24 protein-coding genes and 1 pseudogene are annotated in these 22,920 nt (G+C 68.0%); 13 read left to right on the top strand and 12 right to left on the bottom strand.

All coding sequences use genetic code 11. The features are described 5' to 3' along the window. Positions 1-12: 12 nt before the first annotated feature. On the bottom strand, positions 13-96 hold the full coding sequence (locus ACXJKM_RS22325; protein ID WP_457355323.1) for a PEP-CTERM sorting domain-containing protein: 84 nt from the start codon (positions 94-96) through the stop codon (positions 13-15). 252 nt (positions 97-348) lie between these two features. Here ACXJKM_RS22325 and ACXJKM_RS22320 point away from each other — a divergent pair, with 252 nt between their 5' ends. From ACXJKM_RS22320 to map, 6 genes are read left to right on the top strand one after another with little or no spacing between them, the layout of a single operon-like run. Continuing rightward, complete coding sequence (locus ACXJKM_RS22320; protein ID WP_457355209.1) at positions 349-1,653, top strand: hypothetical protein; 1,305 nt, start codon at positions 349-351, stop codon at positions 1,651-1,653. After that, positions 1,650-2,330, top strand: coding sequence for a hypothetical protein (locus tag ACXJKM_RS22315; protein WP_457355207.1), 681 nt, complete (start codon positions 1,650-1,652; stop codon positions 2,328-2,330). The genes ACXJKM_RS22320 and ACXJKM_RS22315 overlap by 4 nt, the downstream gene beginning before the upstream one ends. Further along, on the top strand, positions 2,330-5,146 hold the full coding sequence (locus ACXJKM_RS22310) for an ATP-binding protein (protein ID WP_457355205.1): 2,817 nt from the start codon (positions 2,330-2,332) through the stop codon (positions 5,144-5,146). The genes ACXJKM_RS22315 and ACXJKM_RS22310 overlap by 1 nt, the downstream gene beginning before the upstream one ends. Next, positions 5,139-5,582: an acyl-CoA thioesterase gene (locus ACXJKM_RS22305; protein ID WP_457355204.1), complete on the top strand. Its 444-nt coding sequence runs from the start codon at positions 5,139-5,141 to the stop codon at positions 5,580-5,582. The genes ACXJKM_RS22310 and ACXJKM_RS22305 overlap by 8 nt, the downstream gene beginning before the upstream one ends. 36 nt (positions 5,583-5,618) lie before the next feature. After that, positions 5,619-5,867, top strand: a complete 249-nt coding sequence (locus tag ACXJKM_RS22300; RefSeq protein WP_457355202.1) for a ParD-like family protein — start codon at positions 5,619-5,621, stop codon at positions 5,865-5,867. Continuing rightward, a complete protein-coding gene (gene map, locus ACXJKM_RS22295) occupies positions 5,864-6,655 on the top strand; it encodes a type I methionyl aminopeptidase (RefSeq protein WP_457355200.1) in 792 nt (263 codons plus the stop codon). The genes ACXJKM_RS22300 and map overlap by 4 nt, the downstream gene beginning before the upstream one ends. Here map and metE read toward each other — a convergent pair. Then, positions 6,637-8,970: a 5-methyltetrahydropteroyltriglutamate--homocysteine S-methyltransferase gene (gene metE, locus ACXJKM_RS22290; RefSeq protein WP_457355198.1), complete on the bottom strand. Its 2,334-nt coding sequence runs from the start codon at positions 8,968-8,970 to the stop codon at positions 6,637-6,639. The genes map and metE overlap by 19 nt on opposite strands. A gap of 96 nt (positions 8,971-9,066) precedes the next feature. Here metE and ACXJKM_RS22285 point away from each other — a divergent pair, with 96 nt between their 5' ends. After that, positions 9,067-9,990, top strand: coding sequence for a LysR family transcriptional regulator (locus ACXJKM_RS22285; RefSeq protein ID WP_457322235.1), 924 nt, complete (start codon positions 9,067-9,069; stop codon positions 9,988-9,990). On the opposite strand, the gene ACXJKM_RS22280 is transcribed toward ACXJKM_RS22285, so the two are convergent. The 4 genes and pseudogenes from ACXJKM_RS22280 to ACXJKM_RS22265 all read right to left on the bottom strand — a co-directional run. Then, positions 9,987-10,739, bottom strand: coding sequence for an MgtC/SapB family protein (locus ACXJKM_RS22280; protein ID WP_457355196.1), 753 nt, complete (start codon positions 10,737-10,739; stop codon positions 9,987-9,989). The genes ACXJKM_RS22285 and ACXJKM_RS22280 overlap by 4 nt on opposite strands. Before the next feature lie 87 nt (positions 10,740-10,826). After that, entirely contained in the window at positions 10,827-11,243 is a 417-nt protein-coding gene (locus tag ACXJKM_RS22275; protein WP_056197633.1) for a PilZ domain-containing protein, read from the bottom strand. A gap of 93 nt (positions 11,244-11,336) precedes the next feature. After that, complete coding sequence (locus tag ACXJKM_RS22270) at positions 11,337-11,684, bottom strand: FKBP-type peptidyl-prolyl cis-trans isomerase (protein ID WP_457355321.1); 348 nt, start codon at positions 11,682-11,684, stop codon at positions 11,337-11,339. 30 nt (positions 11,685-11,714) lie between these two features. Beyond that, positions 11,715-12,059: pseudogene (locus tag ACXJKM_RS22265) on the bottom strand (FKBP-type peptidyl-prolyl cis-trans isomerase); the annotation flags it as partial. Positions 12,060-12,209: 150 nt separating this feature from the next. Here ACXJKM_RS22265 and ACXJKM_RS22260 point away from each other — a divergent pair. Further along, positions 12,210-12,551: a YciI family protein gene (locus tag ACXJKM_RS22260; protein WP_457322231.1), complete on the top strand. Its 342-nt coding sequence runs from the start codon at positions 12,210-12,212 to the stop codon at positions 12,549-12,551. A gap of 34 nt (positions 12,552-12,585) precedes the next feature. On the opposite strand, the gene gluQRS is transcribed toward ACXJKM_RS22260, so the two are convergent. Next, positions 12,586-13,467, bottom strand: a complete 882-nt coding sequence (gluQRS, locus tag ACXJKM_RS22255; protein ID WP_457355194.1) for a tRNA glutamyl-Q(34) synthetase GluQRS — start codon at positions 13,465-13,467, stop codon at positions 12,586-12,588. Then, complete coding sequence (locus ACXJKM_RS22250; RefSeq protein WP_457355192.1) at positions 13,467-14,435, bottom strand: LysR family transcriptional regulator; 969 nt, start codon at positions 14,433-14,435, stop codon at positions 13,467-13,469. Before ACXJKM_RS22250 ends, gluQRS begins: the two co-directional genes overlap by 1 nt. Positions 14,436-14,546: 111 nt before the next feature. On the opposite strand from ACXJKM_RS22250, the gene ACXJKM_RS22245 reads away from it, so the two are divergent. Further along, positions 14,547-15,269, top strand: a complete 723-nt coding sequence (locus tag ACXJKM_RS22245) for a pirin family protein (RefSeq protein WP_457355319.1) — start codon at positions 14,547-14,549, stop codon at positions 15,267-15,269. Positions 15,270-15,304: 35 nt separating this feature from the next. After that, positions 15,305-15,862 carry a flavodoxin family protein gene (locus ACXJKM_RS22240; protein WP_056197620.1) on the top strand — a complete coding sequence of 186 codons (558 nt, stop codon included), beginning with the start codon at positions 15,305-15,307 and terminating at the stop codon, positions 15,860-15,862. Here the strand turns inward: ACXJKM_RS22240 and ACXJKM_RS22235 are convergent. Together ACXJKM_RS22235 and ACXJKM_RS22230 are read right to left on the bottom strand one after the other, a co-directional pair. Continuing rightward, positions 15,859-17,052: a DUF1501 domain-containing protein gene (locus ACXJKM_RS22235; protein ID WP_457355190.1), complete on the bottom strand. Its 1,194-nt coding sequence runs from the start codon at positions 17,050-17,052 to the stop codon at positions 15,859-15,861. The genes ACXJKM_RS22240 and ACXJKM_RS22235 overlap by 4 nt on opposite strands. Positions 17,053-17,056: 4 nt before the next feature. Next, positions 17,057-18,586 (bottom strand): DUF1800 domain-containing protein, encoded by a 1,530-nt coding sequence (locus ACXJKM_RS22230; protein WP_457355188.1) that lies wholly within the window; start codon positions 18,584-18,586, stop codon positions 17,057-17,059. Between the two features lie 182 nt (positions 18,587-18,768). Between ACXJKM_RS22230 and ACXJKM_RS22225 the strand changes: the two genes are divergently transcribed. Then, positions 18,769-18,924, top strand: coding sequence for a PEP-CTERM sorting domain-containing protein (locus ACXJKM_RS22225; RefSeq protein WP_457322225.1), 156 nt, complete (start codon positions 18,769-18,771; stop codon positions 18,922-18,924). A 239-nt stretch (positions 18,925-19,163) separates the two neighbouring features. Then, positions 19,164-19,856, top strand: coding sequence for a substrate-binding periplasmic protein (locus ACXJKM_RS22220; RefSeq protein ID WP_457355186.1), 693 nt, complete (start codon positions 19,164-19,166; stop codon positions 19,854-19,856). A gap of 14 nt (positions 19,857-19,870) precedes the next feature. On the opposite strand, the gene ACXJKM_RS22215 is transcribed toward ACXJKM_RS22220, so the two are convergent. Then, positions 19,871-20,863, bottom strand: coding sequence for a sulfate ABC transporter substrate-binding protein (locus ACXJKM_RS22215; protein WP_457355184.1), 993 nt, complete (start codon positions 20,861-20,863; stop codon positions 19,871-19,873). 76 nt (positions 20,864-20,939) lie between these two features. Beyond that, a complete protein-coding gene (locus ACXJKM_RS22210; protein WP_457322221.1) occupies positions 20,940-21,905 on the bottom strand; it encodes a CysB family HTH-type transcriptional regulator in 966 nt (321 codons plus the stop codon). A gap of 127 nt (positions 21,906-22,032) precedes the next feature. On the opposite strand from ACXJKM_RS22210, the gene ACXJKM_RS22205 reads away from it, so the two are divergent. Beyond that, entirely contained in the window at positions 22,033-22,911 is an 879-nt protein-coding gene (locus ACXJKM_RS22205) for a dienelactone hydrolase family protein (protein ID WP_457355182.1), read from the top strand. Positions 22,912-22,920: the final 9 nt, after the last annotated feature.

Here is a 22,920-nt window from a genome sequence, read left to right as displayed (position 1 = left end):
AAAAGCCGAACGTCAGCCGCCGCGGCGACGCCGGGAGGCTGCGAGGGCCGTCACGCCGGCCAGGCTCAGCAGCGCCAGGTCGGCCGGCTCGGGCAGACGGCCTGGATCGGTGGTGATGGAGGTGTCGTTGGCCAGCCGCCAGTTCAGGATGTCGTGGTTCTGGTAGCCCGAGCCGGTCGCGGCAGTGAAGCCGACGAAAGCGTCGTTGGTGCCCAGGGCCGAGCCGATGTCGATGTCGATGTCGATGTTGAAATCGGTGATGAGCTGTCCGACGGCGACTGTCGACTGTCAAACCCCTCGACACCACCTAATTTGGCGGCTTCAGGGCCCGTCGATAATCCGCGCCCCATGTTGACGACACCCCAGGACACCGACGACACCGCGCGCCCCGATCGCGTGGAGGACTACTTCCGCGACGGCGCCGCGCCGGCGGATGCGCTGCTGTGGTGGCAGCTCGAACGCCAGGACGCCTTGCAGGTCGCGCTGCGGGCGCTGTTCCAGGGCCCGGCGGGCGTCACGCGGCTGCGGCTGTGGGTGTTCTTCGAGCTGCTGGCTTTGCGCGAGTCGCGCCTGACCCGCGAGGCCTTGAACCAGGCCTTCCACGTGCTGCGCGACGAGGTGCTGGACAGCGTGCTCAAGCGCCTGCGCGAGGCCGACCTGCTGGCCTGGGACGCGACCGCGCAGACCTATGCCGTCACGCCGCTGGCCCAGCAGCTCGTGGGCCTGCTGCAGCCGCTGACGCAGGAGCAGGCGCCCGACGGCGACCTGGCCTCGCTGCTGGCTGGCGTGGCCGGCGCCCATCAGCTCGGCACCTTGCAACCTGCGCAACTGCAGCATCTGCTGGCCCAACTCTCACGCCTGTACGACGAGTTTGCCGATGCCATCGCCAGCGGCAGCGAGTTCGCGCTGCGCCGCGCACGCACCCGTTTCGAGAAGGCGCTGACGCTGGTGGATCGCGCTGGCGAGGCGCTGGGTGCCATCATTGCCCAGGCCGAAGCCGCCGGCGATGCCCGTCTGGAGCGCCTGGCCCGCGAGCTGGGCCTGGCGCAGGCGCGGCTGCTGGCGATGGCCAGCCAGTTCAACCGCGCGTTGCAGCAAGCCGACCGCCAGCGTGTGACGCTCGGCTCCACCGGCATCACGACGACCGATGTTCGCCGCTGGCTGCAGAGCCAGGGCGACCTGGCCAAACTGCTGGCTGATGGCTGGGAGCGGCCGGTGCACCCCGTGCTCGTGTCGCAGCACGACCTCGTCGACACGGCCGAGGCCGAGTTCGAGCGCGACCGCCCCAAGCCTGCCGAGATCGCCGCGCTGCCGCAAGGCCAGGCCGCGCCGACGGGCGAGCTGGCTGTCATGCAATTGCCGCCCGACATGGACCAGATGCAGGCGCTGCTGACGGCCTGGGCGGCCGCCGATCCCATCGAACGCGACCTGTCGCCCGCGGTTCTTGGCGACAGCTATGCCCGCGCCGCCTACCGCGCCCAGCTGCTGCCGCTGCTGGGCGACGCGCAAGCCCGACACCTGAAGGGCGCCACCGGCGACATGGCCCGCCAGCCGTGGAGCGTGCGCTGGTCCGCCGAACAAGGCCCCGTCGACGACGAGTTCGTCAAATGGATGAGCCGCGGCGTCCTCACACCTGAAGCCTCTTCTTCATGAGCCAACCTCTCGACGACGCCGCCCAACTGGCGGCGCAACTGCTGGCCCGGCGCTGGCTGCCGCGCAGCCACCCGCTGGTGCGCCGCGCGTTGATCGACACCGAGCTGTGGACCCTGCTGGGCCAGCGCCTGGGGGCCGTCGGGCTCAAGGTGGTGGACAACGTGCACGCCGACCACATCGCCGTCGCCCTCGTGCGACCGGCCGAAAGCGCCGTGTTCGGCGAGATGGGCCTGGCCGCCAACAACAACCTCGATCTGCCGCGCGATGGCGTGGCGCTGCTGGTGGTGCTGTGGTCGCTCATCGTGTTGCCGAAGCGCCAGCGCCAGGTCGCGCGCAGCGACGCCATCCACGCCGGCCAGGGCGAGATGTTCGCGGCCGACAAGCCGCTGCCCCAGGCCGCCAGCGTCGCGCCGCTGATCAGCTACCGCAGCCTGCTGGCGGACTTTGGCGACCAGCTCGGCAAGAAGCTGCGGCTGGACACCAACCTCAAGCTGCTGGAGCGCCACGGCTTCATCACGCGCCGCGGCGAGGACATTGCCGAGGGGCCGCTGCTGGACCTGCTGGTCGACTACGACCTGCTGGCGCCGCGCATCCTCGATGGCGCCATGGGCGACGTGCTCGCGCGCGCCGGCCACGCGCTGCCGCGTGAAGAAGAACAACAACATATCGACGACTGATGTTCCACCTGCAATCGCTAGAACTGCTGCACTGGGACTACTGCCAGCGCGTCACGCTGCCGCTGGACGGCGCCATCATCACCATCGCCGGCCCCAACGGCTCCGGCAAGACCACGCTGCTGGACGCCATGCGCACGCTGCTGGGCCTGGAGTGCTCGGGCGGCCGCACGTACAAGACATACGCCCGCCACGCCAACGCCGAGACGGCCTGGCTGCGCGCGCTGGTGGACAACCGCCCGCGCTCGCGCCAGAACAGCAGCCGGCCTTTCGCGAGTTCGCTGCTGTATGCCGACCAGGTGACGCTGGCCTGCCGCATCGAGCGCCATGGTGGCGACTGGGTGCGCCGCTACACCATCCTCGATGGCGCGCACGAGATCGAGCAGCTCGCCGAGAAGGGCGACCGCGACTGGCTGGGCATCGAGGCCTGGAAGAAGCGCCTCGAAGCCGCCGGCCTGACGCGCGCCATCGGCCGCGTGCTGGCGCTGGAGCAGGGCCAGACCGACCGCCTTTGCGAGTTGAGCCCGAAGGAGCTGTTGCGCCTCGTGTTCGAGGTTTTCGGCGACCAGGAAGTGCTGGACCGCTACGAGCAGGCGCGCAGCCATCAGCAACACCTGGGCAAGGAAGTCGAGCAGGCCGGCGCCGAGCTGGCGCACACGCAGGCGCAGCTCAGCGACCTGGCCAACCGCGTCAACAGCCACCGCCAGTACCAGCTCAAGATCCAGGAGCGCGAACGCCTGGCCACCGAGGTGCTGCCCGTGCTGCGCTGGAGCGAGGCCCGCGAACGCATCACCCGCGATGCGCGCGAGTTGCACCGCCAGCGCCTGTTTGCCTCGGGTGACGTGAAGGCGCTGACCGAGAAGCGCGCGGCGCTGCACGGCCTGTTCACTGCGCAGGAGGCGGCCAAGGAGCGGTTGAAGGCGCTGGACGGCGAACGCCGCGAAGCCCGTGCTGCGTTCGATGCCGCCCGCGAAGGCGAGCGGCCGGCCGAGGCCTTGGTCAAGCGCGAGGACGAGTTGAAAGCGCTGGCCGACGTGGAGGCCGATGCCGCCGCGCTGACGGCGCGCATGCAGGAACTGGCCGGCGAACGCGACCGCCTGCGCGCCGACTACACCCGTGCCAGCGACAAGGCCGCCCGCGCGCAGACCGCATTGGGCGAGCTGAGCGGCAAGCGCCTGCCCCCGCCGCCGCCCGAGGTCGCGCCGATGAAGCGCGCGCTGGACGACGCGGGCATCGCCCACCACCTCGTTGCCGACAGCGTCGACATCGCCGACGAAACCTGGCGCGCCGCCGCCGAAGGCCTGCTGCGCCCATCGCGCTGGGTCGTGGTGCTGAAGCACCGCAGCGACGAAGGCCGCGCCTTCGACATTGCGGCGAAGCAGCGCTACCGCCACTACGTCGTGGCCGACACGCAGGCCGCAGGCCAGGCGCCGGCCGGCTCGCTGCTGGCGGCGCTGAACGTCAGTGCGCCGCTGCCGACCTGGCTGGTGCGCCAGCTGGGCGGCATCCGCTGCGTCACGTCGACGGAAGAGGGCGCCAAGGCTGGCGGCGAATGGATCACGACCGACGCCTACTACCGCGACGGCCGCGGCGGCCGCAGCGTCTTCGTCGAGCCGCGCGACCATCAGTTCGGCGCGTCGGCCGTGGACTCGCGCCGCGGTGCGCTGGAGGCCGAGCTGGCCCGCTGGGACGGTGAGCTGAGCCGCATCGCCAAGGCGCAGGCGGAAGTCGAACGCCAGTTCAAGGACGTGCAGCGCGCAGCCGTTGGGCATAAGGCTGCGCAGGAATTGAGCGAACGCTCCGACGAATTCGCCGAAGCCCGCGCGCGCCTGCCGGTGCTGCGCCAAGCGCGCGCCGAAGCGTCCACCCGCATGAGCCAGATCGACAGCGAGCACGACCGCGTGCTGCGCGACTCGACCCGCAGCGAGCAAGCCTATGAAGGCGCGCAGATCGCGCTGAAGGACGGTGAGGGCTCCGCAGCCGGCCGCCTGCGCGAGCACGAGGCGAAGCGGGATGCTGTGCGCACGGCATCGCGCCAGTCACGCACGCAGAAAGCCCAGTTCCCCAAATCCTGGGTCACGGCCATCGCGCTGGCCGCGCTGCGTGACGAGTTCGAGAACGCCCGCCAGGCCGAGATCCGCGCCCACCACGTCGACCAGGAACTGCAAGGCGGCCACTGGGAGGTCGACGCCAGCGTCGTGGACCGTCACGCCCGCATGTCGGCCCAGGTGCACGAGCAGGACACCCAGCTCAGCGACCGCCGCGCCAGCAACGAGCTGGCCCGCATCGCCGCCTTCAACGCCCGCGAGCGCTACATCGACGTGATGCGCGCCACCGTGCGCCGCTACAAGAAGAACGTCGCCGAGCTGGGCGAACTGGCCGGCGTTACCGCCGAGGCCGTGCTGCCGCACCTGGACAACGACGACACCGTGCTCGCCCAGGCCGGCCTGCAGGTCAAGTTCAACTTCGACGGTAAGGGCGAGGTGGGGCTGAACGACGGCGAGGCCTCGGGTGGCCAGCAGGTGCTGAAGAGCCTGATCCTGCTCGTGGGCCTGATGAAAGACGACGAGACGCCGGGCGGCTTCGTCTTCATCGACGAACCCTTCGCCCACCTGGACGTGCGCAACATCCAGCTCGTCGGGCACTTCCTGCGCTCGACCCGCGCGCAATACCTGCTGACGACGCCGATCACGCACAACGTCGAGGTGTTTGAGCCCAGCGAGATCACGCTGGTGACGAGCAAGAAGCCGCGCGGCGAGCGTTGGGCGCCGCCCATCGCGGTGCTGGCGCGCCGGCCGGAAGTCTCCGTGTATGAATGACTGGGACTACCCGTCCCCGTTCACGCTGGCGCTGACGCCGGCGGCCGAACACATCGACGGGTTGGACCACACCAACAACGCCGTCTATGTGCAATGGTGCGAGCAGGCCGGCTGGGCGCATTCCGAGGCGCTCGGCCTGTCGCTTGACGACTACCGCCGCCAGGACCGCGCCATGGCCATTCGCGAGGGGCGTTACGAGTACCTGCTGCCATCCGTCGAGGGTGAGGCCCTGGTGCTTGGCACCTGGCTGACCGCCAGCGACGGCAAGCTGACGATGGAGCGGCGCTTCCAGCTGCGCCGCGCCAGCGATGGCGTCACGCTCGTCCGTGGGCGCTGGGCCTTGGTCTGCATCGAGATCAGCAGTGGCAAGCCGCGGCGCATGCCGCCCGAGTTCCTGAGCGCCTACGAAACGGTGGTGATGCCCAAGCCCGAGTGATATACGTTTCGTATATGAATCGTATATAGTTGCGGCATGGGAATCGTCAAAATCTCCGATCCAATGCACGAGAGCCTGCGCGTTGCCAGCCAGGCCTTGTCGCGTTCCATCAATGCCCAGGCCGAGCACTGGATGCGCATTGGCATGCTGGCCGAACTGCATCCGCAGTTGAGCCACAGCGACATCTGCCAGCTGTTGATCCGCGCCGAGCAGGAGGGCGGCCTGGACCTGGCGCGCCTGGCGGGCTGGGCTCAAGCACCCAAGGCCAAAGGAGCGCGGGCATGAAGAGCCTCAAGCTGCGCACGCCCGATGAGGTCGCCAAGGCTCGCGAGGCCGGGCATCTGATCGCCGAGGTGCTCGCCATGCTGAAAGCCCACGTCGTGCCCGGCGTGACGACCGAGGAGTTGGACGAGCTCTGCCATGACTACATCGTCAACACGCTGAAGTGCATCCCGTCCAATGTCGGCTATCACGGCTACCCGAAGACCGCCTGCATCTCGCCTAACCACGTCGTCTGCCACGGCATCCCGTCCAAGGACAAGCGGCTCAAGAAGGGCGACATCGTCAACGTTGACGTGACGCTCACCAAGGACGGCTGGTTCGGTGACAGCAGCCGCATGTTTATCGTCGGCGAGGCCAATGTGCTGGCTCGCCGGCTCGTCAACACGACCTACGAGGCCCTGCGCGCCGGCATCCGCCAGGTGCGCCCCGGCGCGACCTTGGGCGACGTGGGCCACGCCATCCAGAAGGTCGCCCACGCAGCCGGCTTCAGCGTCGTGCGCGAGTACGGTGGCCACGGCATCGGTGACGTCTATCACGACGATCCTCACGTCAACCACTTCGGCCGGCCCGGCGAAGGGCTCAAGCTGCAGCAGGGCATGATCTTCACCATCGAGCCCATGATCAACGCGGGCGCGGCCGGCATTCGCGAGCTGAACGACGGCTGGACGGTGGTGACGCGCGACAAGTCGCTGTCGGCCCAGTGGGAACACATGGTCACCGTGACAGCCGATGGCTTCGAGATCCTGACGCCTTGGCCGGATGGGCTAGGGGACTACGCCGCCATCGACTGACCCTCAGCCCGCAGCTCGCGCGCCGCTTCCACCATGCGGGCGAGCGCCGCCTCGGTCTCGGGCCAGCCGCGCGTCTTCAACCCGCAGTCCGGGTTGACCCACAGCAGCTCCGGCGGAATGACTTCGGCCGCCTTCTTCAGCAACCTCAGCATCTCAGCCGTATCGGGCACGCGCGGTGAGTGGATGTCGTAGACGCCAGGGCCGATCTCGTTGGGGTAGCGGAAGTCGCCAAAGCCGCGCAGCAGTTCCATGTCGGAGCGGCTGGTCTCGATGGTGATGACGTCAGCATCCATGGCTGCGATCTCGGGCAGGATGTCGTTGAACTCCGAGTAGCACATRTGSGTGTGGATCTGCGTGTCGTCACGCACGGCGCTGGCAGAGACGCGGAAGGCACGCGTGGCCCAGTCCAGGTATTCGCCCCATGCCGCGCGGCGCAGCGGCAGGCCTTCGCGGATGGCAGGTTCGTCGATCTGGATGACGGCGATGCCAGCGGCTTCCAGGTCGGCCACCTCGTCGCGGATGGCCAGCGCGATCTGCAGCGTGGTGGTGGCGCGCGGCTGGTCGTCGCGCACGAAGGACCATTGCAGGATGGTGAYGGGGCCGGTCAGCATGCCCTTCATGGGCTTGGCCGTCAGGCTCTGCGCGAAGACGGTCCAGTCCACCGTCATGGCCTTGGGGCGCGACACGTCGCCGAACAGCACCGGCGGCTTCACGCAGCGTGAGCCGTAGCTCTGCACCCAGCCGTTGGCGGTGAAGGCRAMGCCSKMRAGCTGCTCGCCGAAGTACTCSACCATGTCRTTGCGCTCGGCCTCGCCGTGCACGAGCACGTCCAGCCCTAACGCTTCCTGCTTGCTGACCGCCAGCTGGATCTCGCGCTGCATGGCTTCGCGGTAGGCGGGCTCGGCGAGCGTGCCGCGCTTGAAGGCGGCGCGGGCGGCGCGGATCTCGGGTGTCTGCGGGAAGGAGCCGATGGTGGTTGTCGGGAAGGCCGGCAGGCGCAGGCGCTGGCGCTGCGCGGCCTGGCGGGCGGGGAAGGGCGAGCGGCGTTGGTCGGCGTCGGCGGGCAGTGCCTTGAGGCGGGCGGCGACGGTGCCGTTGCGCACGCGTCGGCTGGTGACACGGTTGGCGCGGGCAATGCGCGACTCGGCCAGTTCACGGGCCACGCTCGCTTCGTCGCCCCACAGCGCGCGCTTGAGTACGCGCAGCTCGTCCAGCTTCTCGACGGCGCCGGCCAGCCAGCCTTGCAGCTCGGTGTCCAGCGCTGCGTCGTGGCGCAGGCCGAAGGGCACGTGCAGCAGCGAGCAGGACGGCGCCACCCACAGCCGGCCGCCGCGCAGTTCGCGGACCTTGTTGAGCTGTGACAGCGCCTGGTCCAGATCACTGCGCCAGATGTTGCGGCCGTCGATGATGCCGACCGACAGCTCACGGTCCAGCGGCAGTCGCAGGGCCACGGGCAGCAGTTCCTCCGGCGCGCGCACGGCGTCCACATGCAGGCCGGCTACGGGCAGTTCGCAGGCGAGAGCCAGGTTGTCGCCCAGCGGCGAGAAATAGGTGGCCAGCAGCAGCGGTTGGCCCACCACGCCGAGGCGTGCGTAGGCCAGGCGCAGCGCGTCCTGCCATGCAGGCGTGAGGTCCAGGCCGAGGATGGGTTCGTCCAGTTGCACCCAGGTCACGCCGCGTGCAGCCAGGCGGGTCAGCAGCTGTTCGTAGGCGGGCAGCAGGCGCTTGAGCAACACCAGTTGGTCGAAGCCCTCCTGCTTGCTCTTGCCGAGATACAGGAAGCTGACCGGCCCGAGCAACGCGACCTTGGGGCTGGCGGGCAGGGCGATGGCTTCGTCGACCTCGGCGAGCAGGCGCTCGGCGTTCAGGCTGAACTCGGTGGCGCTGTCGAACTCGGGTACGAGGTAGTGGTAGTTGGTGTCGAACCACTTGGTCATTTCCAGGGCGGGAACGCCATCGACATGCGTGCCGCTGCAGCCGCAGGCCTCGGTCTGCACATGGGTCGTCGTGATGCCGCGGGCCATCGCGAAGTAGCGCTGCAGCGCGGTTTCCTGGCCGGTGAAGCCGAAGCGGGCGGGCTCGCAGCCAAACAGCTGGATCAGATGGGCGACGTGGTCGTAGAGGGCGAAGTCGCCGACGGTGACATGGTCCAGCCCCGCTTCCTGCTGCAGTTTCCAGTGGCGGGCGCGTAGCTCGGCGGCCTGGGCTTCCAGCTCGGTGGCGGGTAGCTCGCCGCGCCAGTGGCGCTCCAGCGCCGTCTTCAGTTCGCGGTGCTCGCCCATGCGGGGGAAGCCGAGAATATGAGTCTTGATCATGATGAATCGAACAATGCTGAAAGCGATTCGCGATGATCGGCAATCCGTGACTATGATTCAAACGAAACGTTTTCTGAATCATCACAAGTTCCGCTCATGCAAACGCCGCTCGAACTGCGCCATCTGCGCACCCTGGTTGCTTTGCGCGAGGCCGGCAATCTGTCTCGAGCGGCGCAGTTGCTGAACCTGACGCAGTCGGCCTTGTCCCACCAGCTCAAGGCCCTGGAGGAGCACTACGGCGCCGAGCTGTTCGCCCGCAAGAGCAACCCGCTGGTGTTCGGCGCGGTTGGGCAGCGGCTGTTGAAGCTGGCGGACATCGTGCTGACCCAGGTCGATGAGGCCGATCGCGACGTGCGCCGGCTGGTGGACGGCTCGGCCGGCCAACTGCGCATCGCCGTGGAATGCCACACCTGCTTCGACTGGCTGATGCCGGCCATGGACGCCTTCCGCGGCCGCTGGCCGGAGGTGGAGCTGGACATCGTCTCCGGCTTCCAGGCCGACCCCGTGGGCCTGCTGCACCAGGACCGCGCTGAGCTGGCCATCGTGTCGGATGTGGACGCCGACGAGACCGGCGTCGTCGTGCACCCGCTGTTCAGCTTCGAGATCATTGCGCTGCTGCCCAAGGGCCATGCGCTGCTGGCCAAGCCCTGGCTCGAAGCGCTCGATTTTGCTGACCACACCCTCATCACCTACCCGGTGCCCGACGAGATGTTGGACCTCGTGCGCCGCGTGCTGCAGCCCGCAGGCATCACGCCGCCGCGCCGCACCAGCGAGTTGACGGTGGCCATGCTGCAGCTGGTTGCCAGCGGCCGCGGCATTGCAGCGCTGCCGCTGTGGGCGGTGGAAGGCTATCTGGCGCGTGGCTATGTGGCGCGCCAACGCATCGGGGAGGGCGGGCTGACCGGGCGGCTCTACGCCGTCAGCACCGAAGGGCTCGCGGCCAAACCCTTCCTGGCCGACTTCGTGCGGCTGATGCGCGAGACCTCGCTGCTCAATCTGGCGGCGGTCAGCCTGCTCTAGTTGCGAGCGTGGGTCACGCGGTATCCGGCCACGCCAGGCAGCTCATGCAGCCGGTCGGTGAAGCGGCATAGCGTCTGCCCCTTGAAGTTCTGCTTGGCCGTGCAGACGAAGCGCCACTCTTCATGGTCGCCCTGCTTCTCGATGCTCAGCGAGCCGGGCGCGAAGCGGTAGCCCAGGCCATCGGCGAACTCGGCCAGTTCGGCCTGCGTGAAGCGCCGGCCCGATTCGCCGCGCAGCGTCACCGCGATGGCCGGGTGGGAGGGCAGGCGGCTTTCCAGCTTGGCGCCCCACATCATCAGCGTGGCGCACAGCAGCGTCAGTGCGATGGCGGCGAAATAGAAGCCCATGCCCAGCACGATGCCGATGGCCGATGCCGCCCACATCGAGGCCGCCGTCGTCAGCCCCGAGATGTTCATGCCCTCGCGCATGATGACGCCGGCGCACAGGAAACCGATACCCGTCACCACACCCTGAATCACGCGGGTCGGGTCGGTGAACTGCGGCAGCGAACCGCCGGCCATGTGGCCGCCGAACCATTGGTCGGGGTAGCCGACGAGGATGGTCACGGCGCAGGACGCCATGCAGACCAGCGCGTATGTGCGCATGCCGGCGGCACGGCCGTGGTAGGCCCGCTCATAGCCGAGCAACAGGCCCAGCACCATGGCGCCCAGCAGATGCATCAGCATCAGCACGTTGGCCGCCCATTGGCTGTCGGTCCAGTAGCGCAGCAGGTGGTCGGTTTCGAGCATGACGTGGGCAATGGCGGGGCAAACCTGCCCCGCGACCACGCTAACCCAGTCCAGCCCCGCTCACCAGGGGGCTGGACGCGAAGGGATTCAGGCCAGGGCTGTCATGCGTTCCACGAGCACGCAGCGCACCCATTTGCGCGCCGTGATCTGCGCGGTCTGCGCGAGCAGGAACTCCTCGGCCTGGGAGTTGGGCGACTCGAACTCGAAGCCGCCGAGCTGCACGATGCGGCTCAGCGGCCGCGTCCAGACGCGGCGCACCTCGGCGCTGAAGAGGGGCACGCCCTCGTCCTCGCCGAGCAGCAGGCGCAACTCGTAGTGCTGGGCATCCAGCGGCGGCTCGGCCGCGGCCAGGATCTGCAGGCCGGCCTCGCTGAGGTTGACGACGACACCGCCGCGCTTCTCGGCCAGGCCCTCGGGCTTGATGACCCAGACCGGCAGCTGTTCGTGCTCGTCGGGCACCAGGAAGAACTCGACGCGAGGGAAGCGGCGTTGGTCAATCGACATGATGTGATCTGGGTTCGTGAACGGGCTGGATCAAAGCATCCGCGAATGACAGGCGCTTGTCAGTCGCCTGCCGTCGCTTGAAATGGCTTCGGGTCAGACCGCCAGAAGGTCGACCTCGAACAGCAGCGTCGCGTTCGGCGGGATGACGCCGCCCGCGCCGTGGGCACCATAGCCCAGCTCCGGCGGCAGCACCAGCATGCGCGTGCCGCCGACCTTCATGCCCTGCACGCCTTCGTCCCAGCCCTGGATGACTTCGCCGCCGCCGAGGCGGAACTTGAAGGGCTGGCCGCGATCCTTGCTGGAGTCGAACTTCTTGCCCTTCATGCCGTCCTTGTAGAGCCAGCCGGTGTAGTGCACCGACACGCGCTGGCCCTTGGCGGCTTCGGCGCCGTCGCCCACCAAGCGGTCCTCGTACTGCAGGCCGCTGGAGGTGGTGTGCAGGTTCAGCTCGACATGTTCGGGGCCGCCGGCGAGGCCCAGCAGCTCGACCTCGAAGCACAGCGTCGCATTCGGCGGGATGACGCCGCCGGCGCCACGCGCGCCGTAACCCAGTTCGGCCGGGATGATCAGCGTGCGCTTGCCACCGATCTTCATGCCCTGCACGCCCTCGTCCCAGCCGCGGATGACCATGCCGGCGCCGAGTTCGAACTCGAAGGGGTCGCCGCGGTCCTTGCTGGAGTCGAACTTGTCGGTCTTGGCGCCGTCGACCCAGAGCCAGCCGGTGTAGTGGACGGTGACGTCATGGCCGGCCGCTGCCTGCTTGCCATCGCCTTCGACGGTGTCGTCAAACTGCAGGCCGGTGGGCGTGGTGTTCATGGGAAATCCTTGCTGTGGGGAAAGCCCCGGATTGTCGCCTCCTGGCCCAGGCGGCTGTTTCGTCGCCTGGGAGGTCTTGGTGTCGATTGCTCAGCCCTTTGTTCGTCGTGTCGAAGGGCGCCTTTGCCCTGCCGCTTCTGAGAGAGACGCATGAACTATCTGCTCATCATCGCCCACGACGACGGGTTTGCACCTACGGAGCGCCTCGTTGCGGAGATCATGGACTGGATCAAGTCGATGGAGGCTCGCGGTATTCGAGTCCAGGGCAACCCACTGCGGCCAGCCTCTGAGGCTGTCACCGTGCGCGTGAGGGATGGAAGGATCAGCCCCTCTTCAGGGCCGTTCTCGCGCTCGCGCGAACAAATGTGCGCGTATGAACTCATCCAATGCGCCAGTCTGGACATCGCCGTCGAGGTCGCAGCCAAACACCCGATGGCTGCAGTTGCCACGATTGAGGTCAGGCCGGTGTGGAGCCAGTTGTCGGAAGGTTGAGCCTGTTCCTGCTCGGCGCGCCAGCTTGTGCGTCTCAACTCGAACGTTCACCCACTGATTCCCTCACCAGCGCTTCCCAGTTCGACACCGAGCCCGTCAGTACTTCCTCGGCGCTGTTCATCCCGTCCGGCAAGCGCAGCCCCAGCCGACTCGCGGCATCGCGCAGCCGCCCGGCAGGGTCGGCAAGGTCGATGGCCGCCGCGCCGTTCTGCTTGGACAGCTTGTGCCCGTCCACCGCCAGCACAAGCGGCGTGTGCAGATAGCGCGGTGTCGGAAAGCCAAGTGCTCGTTGCAGCGCGATCTGGCGCGGCGTGTTGTCGGCCAGGTCCTCACCGCGGACGATGTCGGTGACGCCTTGTTCGGCATCGTCGGCGACGACGGCGAGCTGGTAGGCCCACAGGCCGTCGGCGCGCTTGAGGATGAAGTCGCCGACTTCGGTTTCGAGGTCTTGCGATTGCGCGCCCAGCCGGCGGTCCTGCCAGTTGATGCGGCCCGCGACGCGAAAGCGCCATGCCCGCACCGGCCGGCCGTGGGTGCCATCTCGGCAGGTGCCGGGATAGATCAGTTCACCATGCCTGGGCTTGGGGCCGGCTGCCGCTGCAATCTCGGCCCGCGTGCAGGCGCAGCCATAGGCGTGGCCGGAGGCAATCAACCGGTCCAGCGCGGCTTGATACAGCTCGCCGCGGCGCGACTGCCAGACGGGCGGCTCGTCGGGCCGCAGGCCGAGGGCATCGAGCTGGCCGAGGATGACCTCGTCCATGCCCGGCGGGCAGCGCGGGCCATCGACGTCTTCGATGCGCACCAGCCACTCGCCGCCGTGGGCGCGGGCATCCAGCCAGCTCGCCAGCGCCGCCACCAGCGAGCCGGCGTGCAGCGGGCCGGTGGGCGAGGGCGCGAATCGACCTCGATAGCTCATCAGAGCAGCAGCCCCTCGTGCTGTTCGAGCAGTGCCTTGCGCGTCGTCTCGCTGCGCAGCTTGTCCAGCCACCATGCCAGCGCCTTGCCCGGTGCGGGACCGGTGTCGCGCCAGGCGTAGTGCATCTTGCCGGTGCGCCGGCCTTCGTAGGTGGCCTTGCGCACCAGGCGGCCGGCCTCGATGTGGCGCCGCACGATGGGCACGGGCAGGGAGCCGCAGCCCAGGCCGCGCATCATGGCCTCCAGCTTGATGGCCAGCGACGGCACGGTCAGCACGTCCTGGCCTGGCAGCAGACCGACGCTGAGCGGCGCCATCAGCCGGGCGCTGTCAGCCACGGCAACGATGCGGTGCTCGGCGATCTGGCTTGCGCTGAGCGGCTCGGGCAGGCTGGCCAGCGGATGGTGGGGCGCAATGCAGAAGGCGAACTCCAGGTCTCCCGCGAACTCACAGTGAATGCCGCTGTTCTGCAGCTGCCCCGGTACACCGACTGCTATGTCGGCCTGGCCATGCAGCAAGGCCTCCCAGGTGCCGGCCAGCACCTCCACGCGCAGCTTGAGCCGGGTCGGCGGTGGGCCGCCGCCGTCGATCTTCTCGGCGTAGAAAGCTTCCATCAGATCGAACAGGGCCCGGCGGGCGACGGCGTCATCGACGGCCAGCGTCAGCTCGCTTTCCCAGCCGGTGGAGATGCGCCGCACGCGGTTGGCCACGGCGTCCAGTTCCTGCAGCAGGCGCCTGCCCTCGTGCAGCAGCTCCTGGCCGGCCGCTGTCAGCACGGCCTGGCGGGAGCTGCGGTCAAAGAGCAGCACGTCGAGCGCGTCTTCCAGCTGGCGCACGGAATAGGTCAGCGCCGACGGCACCCGACCCATCTCGCGAGCCGCGGCGGCGAAGCTGCCCGTGCGGGCGATGGTGTCCATCATGGACAGGGCTTCCGGGGTCAGTGCGCGGCGTTTGTCCTGAGGATTCGGCATGCGTTCAGTCTATTTGAATGATGTCCTCAACGCAGGCCGACTCCCGGATACGACGGTCGCTCCTACATTGACTCCATCGCCAACAAGCAAGGAGCCAGCATGCAAAACCCAGTGATGCAACTGATCAAGTCCAGTGACCGCGGCTACGCCGACCACGGCTGGCTGAAGTCCTTCCACAGCTTCTCCTTTGCTGACTACTACGATCCGGCCCGCATGGGCTTCGGGCCGCTGCGTGTCATCAACGAGGACAAGGTCGCTGCTGGCAAGGGCTTCGGCACGCACGGCCATCGCGACATGGAGATCATCAGCTACGTGCTCTCCGGCGAACTGGCGCACAAGGACAGCATGGGCAACGGCGAGGCCGGTGGTGCGAACGCTGGTGTCATCCGCCCCGGCGATGTGCAGCGGATGAGCGCCGGTACCGGCGTGATGCACAGCGAGTTCAACCATGCCAAGGACGAAACGACGCACTTCCTGCAGATTTGGATCCAGCCTGACGCCCGCGGCATCGCGCCGAGCTATGAGCAGAAGCACTTCGACGCCGGCTCCAAGCGCGGCCGGCTGCGTCTCGTCGCGGCCAACGACGGCTCGCAAGGCTCGGTGACCATCCATGCCGATGCCAAGCTGTATGCGGGCCTGTTCGATGGCGCCGAGCAAGCTGAACTTGAACTGGCGCCCGGTCGCCTTGCCTATGTGCACGTCGTGCGCGGCGCGCTCAGCGTGAATGGACAAGACCTGGTAACCGGTGATGCCTTGCAGATTCGCGAAACATCGCGCCTCGCGTTGACCGCCGGCAAGAACGCCGAAGTCCTGGTCTTCGACCTGGCCGCTTGATTTCTTCCCACCCCCACCCCCAGAGGAATTCCTCCATGAGCAAGATCGTTGTCGTCTACCACTCCGGCTACGGCCACACCAAGCGCATCGCCGAGACCGTTGCCGAGAGCGCGGGCGCCCAGCTCATCGCCATCGACGCCGAAGGCAATTTGAAGGACGCAGACTGGGAAGCGCTGGCCGCGGCCGACGCCATCGTCTTCGGTTCCCCCACCTACATGGGCGCGGCCAGCTGGCAGTTCAAGAAGTTTGCCGACGCATCCAGCAAGGTCTGGTTCGGCCAGGGCTGGAAGGACAAGCTGGCCGCCGGCTTCACGAACAGCGCCTCCATGAACGGCGACAAGCTGTCGACGCTGCACTACTTCTTCACGCTGAGCCAGCAGCACTCCATGCTGTGGGTGGGCACGGGCATGATGCCGGCCAACAAGAAGGCTTCGACGCGCGACGACATCAACTACGTCGCGTCCTTCGGCGGCCTGATGACGGTCTCGCCCAGCGACGCCTCCACGGACGAAATGGCCGCGGGCGACTTCGCCACGGCCAAGGCCTTCGGCGAGCGCATCAAGACGGTTGCCGCCCGACTGAGCAAGGCTTAAACCAGGCCCAGATCGCGCGCACTGGCCCCGGGAAAGACGGCGGCCAGCTGCGCGTCGTTCAGGCTGTACATACGCTTGAACAGGCCGCCAAATAGCGCCCGGTACTCGTTGAGCACCGGGTAGTCGCGGTTCTGGAACAGCGTGGCGGCCTTGACCTCCACCTGTTCGCCCATCACCCGCCCGCCCTTCACGCCGCCGCCCAGCACCCAGTAGGCGCTGCCGTGGCCATGGTCGGTGCCGCGGTTGCCGTTCTCGCGGAAGGTGCGGCCAAACTCGCTGACCACCACCACCACGGTGTTGTTCCACTGTGGCCCCATCTCGTCGGCAAACAGCGCGAGGCCGCGGCCGAGCTCACCGAGCTTGGTGGCAAGCTGGCCGGTCGCACCGCCCTGGCCGACGTGGGTGTCCCAGCCACCGACGTCGATGAAACCCAGGGTCACGCGTTCGCGCATCAGCCGTGCGATGCGCCGTGCTTCGAGCGCAAAGCCCTTGGCGGCAATGGCACCGCGGCTGGCCGCTTCCATTTCACCGGCCATTTCGCGTGACACCTCGTCGCGCACCTCGAAGCCGCCGCTGACCGTGTTGGCCATGCGTGTGCCGGCGTACATGCTGGCGATGACCTGGGCCTGGGCGGCATTGATGGCCGGCTTGCCGAGGTCGCGCAGGGCCTGGTTGGCCACCGGCAGATTGCCACGCAGGATCAGCGGCACCTGGTCGGTGAAGGCCATGGCTTCCAACCTCGAACTGACGGGCGAGCCCGCACCCAGTACGCCGGCCAGCCGGTTCATGAAGCCGCTGCGGAAGTCACGGCTGCCCTCGTCGGCCTGGCCCAACTCGATGTGGTCCTGGGTTTCGAAATGGCTGCGTGTCGTGTCGTTGGTGCCGGCAAAGGGCACGAAGGCGGCCTGGCCTTTGAGCCAAAGCGGGTGGATGCTGTCGGCCACCGCGGGCGACAGGCCCCAGCTCGCGTCCAGCGGCAGCGCGGCCGTCTTGGCGATGGCGATGTTGGGCCGGGCCTCGTAGTAGAAGCTGGATGAGGTGGGCACCAGCAGGTTGGCCGCGTCATAGGCACCGCGCAGGAAGACGACGAGCAGGCGCGGCGTGTCGGCTGCTGCGGCCCACAGTTGTGTGGGCAGGGCGGCCGTACCAAGGCCAGCGAGGCCGAGCTGGAGCAAAAGGCGTCGGTTCATGGCGTCACCTGTTCATGAAGTCGGGGGAGGCCAGCAGGTAGGTGTTCCATTCCTGTGGCGACGTGGCCTGACCCAGCGCCTGCTGCGTGGCGGCGGCCAGGCGCGGGGCGATGCCCTCGTAGTACAGCGGGTGGGCGATCTGCGGGAAGGCTGGCCTGTCCTTGGGCTCGCCCTCGACCTTGAAGAGGCCCGCGCTGCCGCTGCCGATGGCGCGCGCGATCTCGAAGCGCGTCGTCATCTGGCCGGGCCCCGCCCAGGCGCTTTCGTCGAGTGCATAGCCATCGGGCGTCTGGCGGTTGTAGGGCGCCTGGCCGAGGCGGTAGAGCCAGCCGATCATTGGGCCGGTGTTCAGCACCACCTTGTCGGCATAAGCCAGGCGCACGGCCGAGACGACGTAATGCGTCGGGTCCTTGAACTTGCGGCCCAGGGACGCCTCGAACTCGGGCGAGCCCACCATGGCACGCAGCACCTCGGCGATGCGGCCATCGCTCTGCTGCCAGCGCTCCGCCATGCGCTCCACCAGCGCCGGCGGCGGCTCGTCGGCGACGAAGTACTGGGCCAGCTTGCGCGATACGAAATGGGCCGTGCTCGGGTGTTTGGCCAGCAGGTCCAACACATGGTCCAGTTCGGCCTCGCCCTGGCCCTTGACGGTGACGCCGAGCAGTTGCTTGTCGCCAAAGTCATGCCGCGCCGGGTTGAACTCCATCAGCCCGTCTCGGCGGTATTGCGCCTCCTGCGCGGGCTTGAGCTTGGGTTTGTTGTCGGTCAGGTTCACGCCCAGCCCGGTCAGCACGCGGGCCAGCTCCTGCACATCCTTCTGGCTATAGCCACCGCCCACGCCCAGGGTGTGCAGCTCCAGCAGCTCGCGGGCGTAGTTCTCGTTGATGCGGTTGGCGGCGTTCTGCTCGTTGTCGAGGTAGCGCAGCATGGCCGGGTGGTGGGCCGTGTAGCCGAGCAGGTCGCGAAAGCGCCCGAGCGCGCGTTCGCGCAGGCCCTGCTCGTAGTCGCCCACCATGACGCGCAGGTTGCTCTTGTACTGGTGGACGTTGAAATGGTTGAACCAGAACCAGGTCATCTGCTCCTGGACCTGGTTGGGCGAGTACAGGGCATTCAGCAGCTGGCGGGTCGACGCCTCGCGGGCCAGCTTGGTCAGGGCCTGCTGGTAGTTCTTCTGCGCCTCCGCCTTGGCCATGTCGTCGGTCAGTGCATCGGCGGCCTTGCGCTGGGCTTCCATCTGCTGCACCAGGGGCAACAACGGCTGCTGGGTGACGGCGAGAGCCTGGATTTGCGCCTGAGCGGCTTCTGGCAGTGCGCCCGGGATGCGAGGCTGGAGCTGGGCTTCCAGCCAGACCTCGCGGCCCTGGCGGCGGACCTGGCTGAGATCGGCGCTGCTGGCACCCCAGCTCAAGCGATCCAACCATAGCGTGTCGGCGGCTGCGCTGTGGCTGCCCACCGTGGGCGCCTGGAATGGCGCAGCGGCACAGCCGGCCAGCAATGCGGCGGTGCAAAGCGCGAAACGGGGCAAGGCTGTCATGGCGGGCGGGCCTTTCGGGCTGAGTCCGGGCCAACGGTCGGTCGCGGCCCGGCGTTGACCCCGGCAGGCTAGCAGACGCGCCGCCCCCCTAATGTGTCTGTCGGCTGCCGTCATGTTGCTGGTTTGTGGCGTGGGCCGCGTCCTTGCCGCCCTTTGTGTCGAGGCGGTGCTATTTCGAAGACATGCCAGACACCGGTGCCCGCCACATTGCGGCGGCCAGCTTCATTGACGACGTGACGCTGACGACCGCGGCCGTGCCGGAGCCAACGCCGTCGGCTCTGTTGCTGGCCGGCATGGCCGCACTGGGCGGGGTGACCTGGCAGCGTCGACGCCGCTGAGCATCGTTGGGCAGCGCCGGGCGGCTCACCGGCCACCCGGCGTGCAGCGGATGCATGGCCCTGGACTTGCCGGGCTTGCTGTCAACGCACGCAGCCGTTACTGTTTGCGCATGCAAAGCGGTCGTCGAGTTCCGCTCAGGGTAGGGCTGGTGCTTGCGGTAGCCGGGTTGTTCGCTCCGGCTGCCGAGGCGGGTTGTTCGCGTGCGATTGACGTGCCGGTGTCGCCAGCGGGTCGGCTGGTGTTCGTTGAAGACGAGCGCGTCGAAGGCGTGCTGCCGGAACTGCTGCGCGAGCGCGGTGCGCTGCTTGGCTGCGAGTTCCGGTTCAGTGTCGTGCCCCGCGCGCGCGCCGCGCGAACGGCGTTCGAGGCGCAGGATGGCGATCTCTATTTGCCGGCGTTGCGCAAGCCCGAGCGCGAACAGACCCATCTCTTCGTGCCCTTGAGTCGCCAGGGCGTGGCCGTGGCGACGCTACGCACGCACGCGTCGGTGCCGGCCGACCTGAGCCGGCTGTTGGCCGACAAGAGCCTGCGCGGCATCTTCGTGCGTGGCTACTACTTCGGGCAGGCCTACGGCGATTTCGTCGACCAATTGCTGGCAGACAAACGCGCCGACATCGTGCCCGACATCGAGGCGCTCAGCCGCATGTTGCGGGCGGGCCGCGCCGACTTCACGCTGCTGCCCTATGTGACCGGCCAGGGTGCTCTGGACCTGGCACCGCGGATGCCGCTGTCGCAGACGGCCTTTCGCATCGTGCTGCTGGAGGCCCTGCCGCTGATGGAGAACGGCGTCTATTTGTCCAAGCGCAATCTCGACGCGGCCGATCTGGCGCTGCTGGTGCAGATGTTCGAGCGGGCCATCGCTGAAGGGGCGCTCCGGCGGGCCTATCAGCGCCACTACCCGCCGGAGGTGGTTGAACATCTGCGCTTCTGACGGCGCCGGCGCGCTTACTTCGAGCCGGGCGTGTAGATCTGGTCGAACACGCCGCCGTCGTCAAAGTGGGCCTTCTGGGCCTGGCGCCAGTTGCCGAAGTACTCGTCCAAGGTGAAGAGCTTGACCGGCCCGAACTGCTTGGCGTACTTGGCCGCGACCTTGGCGTCACGCGGGCGGTAGTAGTTCTTGGCCGCGATCTCCTGGCCTTCGGGGCTGTAGAGGTAGTTCAGATAGGCCTCGGCCTGCTTGCGCGTGCCGCGCTTGTCGACCACCTTGTCGACGATGGCCACGGGCGGCTCGGCCAGGATGGAGACGCTGGGCGTGACGATCTCGAACTTGTCCGGGCCGAGTTCCTTGACGGCCAGATAGGCCTCGTTCTCCCAGGCGATCAGCACGTCGCCGATGCCGCGCTCGACAAACGTCGTCGTCGAGCCACGGGCGCCCGAGTCCAGCACCTTGGTGTTGGCATAGATGCGCTTGACGAAGTCCTTGGCCGAATCCGGCGTGCCGCCGTTTTTCAGCGCATAGCCCCAGGCCGCCAGGTAGTTCCAGCGCGCACCGCCGCTGGTCTTGGGGTTGGGGGTGATGACGTCGACGCCGCTGCGGGCCAGGTCGGGCCAGTTGCTGATCTTCTTCGGGTTGCCCTTGCGCACCAGGAAGACGATGGTGGAGGTGTAGGGGCTGGCGTTGTTGGGCAGCTTCTTCTGCCAGTCCAGCGGCAGCAGCTTGTGGTCGGCGACGGCGTCGATGTCATAGGCCAGGGCCAGCGTGACGACATCGGCTTCCAGCCCGTCGATGACGGCGCGGGCTTGCTTKCCGGAGCCGCCATGCGAAGCCTTGACGCTGACGGTCTCGCCGGTCTTGGCCTTCCACTGCGCGGCGAAGGCCTTGTTGAAGTCCTGGTAGAGCTCCCGCGTCGGGTCGTAGGAGACGTTCAGCAGCGAGGTCTGCGCAAAGGCGCCGGTGGCGGCGAGAGCGAAGGAGAGGGCAGTGAGGAGGCGGCGCATGGTGTTTGAGTTAGGGGTAAGGCGGTTCACTCTAGGGATCAGGGCAGGAGCGGGCAAAGAAGAAGAGCGCGCAAGCTCATGCGGCTTTCGACCAGGCCAGCACGGGTTCAGCCGCCACGGTCGGCAGCTCGTGGCGGGCCGCATCGACGACCTCGCGCTTGAGCGGCGAAGCAAAGGTCTGGATGAACTCGTAGATGTAGTCGCGCAGATAGGCGCTGCGCCGCACGGCCAGGCGCGTCATGTTGTCCTCGAACAGATGGCGGGCATCGATGGCACGCAGATGGCGGTCGCGCTCCTCGTCGAAGGCGATGGCCGCGACGATGCCCACGCCCAGGCCCAGCTCCACATAGGTCTTGATGACGTCGGCATCCATCGCGCTCAGCACGATGTGGGGCTGCAGCTGGGCCGCGGCAAAGGCTTCGTCGATGTGGGAGCGGCCGGTGTAGCCGGGCTCGTAGGTGACGATAGGAAATTGGGCCAGGCGGGCCAGCGTCAGCGGGCCATCGAGCAGCGGGTGGTCGGGCGGCACGACGACCGAGTGCGTCCAGCGGTAGCAGGGCAGGGCGACGAGTTCGGGGTACTGGGCCAGCGCCTCGGTGGCGATGCCCACGTCGGCCTCGCCATCGAGCAGCAGGCGTGCAATCTGCTGCGGCGAGCCCTGCTGCAGATGCAGGCTGACGTCGGGGTGATGGGCGCGGAAGTCGCGCACGGCGGGCGGCAGCGCATAGCGCGCCTGGCTGTGCGTGGCCGCGATGCGCAGGCGGCCGCTGCCCGCCTGGGCGAAGTCATCGGCCGCGCGCTTGAGGTTCTCGGCTTCCAGCAGCAGGCGCTCGATGACGGGCAGCACGTGCTCGCCCGGCTCGGTCAGCCCTGTGAGGCGTTTGCCCACGCGCACGAAGAGCTCGATGCCGAGCTCCTCTTCCAGCTCGCGGATCTGGCGGCTGACGCCGGGTTGCGAAGTGTGCAGGGCCTGCGCGACTTCGGTCAGGTTGAAGCCGCGGCGCTGGGCTTCGCGGACGGAACGGAGTTGCTGGAAGTTCATGCGAGGCGATTCTGCAAACAGCGATCACTTCTGTCGTCGAACCATTCGCCATATCGTTATGCACTTCGTGGTGGTGTCAGGCGGTTTTGGTACGCCTACAGTTGGCCGGCATCCAAGGAGTCAATGCATGCATAAGGAAGCCATTCCGACCCAGGCCTGGGCCTTGTTCGATCGCTACGTGCACGGCGACCTGAGCCGGCGCGGGTTTCTTGAGCAGGCCGCCAGCTTTGCCGGTGGCCCGGCTGGTGCCGCTGCGCTGTTGGCCACACTCAGCCCCAATTTCGCCGCGGCCCAGCAAGTCAAGCCAGATGACCCGCGCCTGGTGACGCGCCGCCAGGCCTTCGATTCGCCGCAAGGCAACGGCAAGGTGCAGGGCTATCTGGCCAAGCCGGCAAGTGCCGCGGGCAAGCTGCCCGCCGTGCTCGTCGTGCATGAGAACCGCGGCCTGAACCCGCACATCGAGGACATCGCCCGCCGTGTCGCGCTCGCCGGCTACGTGGCCTATGCGCCCGACGCACTGGCGCCGCTGGGCGGCTACCCGGGCGACGAGGACAAGGCGCGCGAGCTCTTCGGCAAGCTCGACGCCGGCAAGACGCGTGCAGACATCGTCGCCGCTGCTCGCGGGCTGCTGGCGCTGCCGGATGCCAATGGCAAGGTCGGCGTGGTCGGCTTCTGCTGGGGTGGCTCGCTGACCAACCATGTGGCCACGCAGGTGCCTGAGCTGGCCGTGGCCGTGCCCTTCTACGGCGCCGCGCCAGCGCTGGAAGACGTGCCGCGCATCAAGGCGCGGCTGCTGCTGCACTACGCCGGCAACGACGAGCGCGTCAATGCCAGCTGGCCACCCTATGAAGCCGCATTGAAGGCGGCGGGTGTGCGCTACGAGCAGTTCGTTTACGCCGGCACCCAGCACGGTTTCAACAACGACACGACGCCGCGCTATGACCCCGCGGCGGCGCAGCTGGCCTGGGAGAGGACGCTGGCGGTATTCAAGTCAACGCTCGGCTAGGGCGCGCAG

Source organism: Roseateles sp. P5_D6, assembly GCF_054049415.1.
The sequence above is the reverse complement of the archived record's forward strand: the minus strand, read 5'-3'. Positions and strand labels throughout refer to the sequence as shown.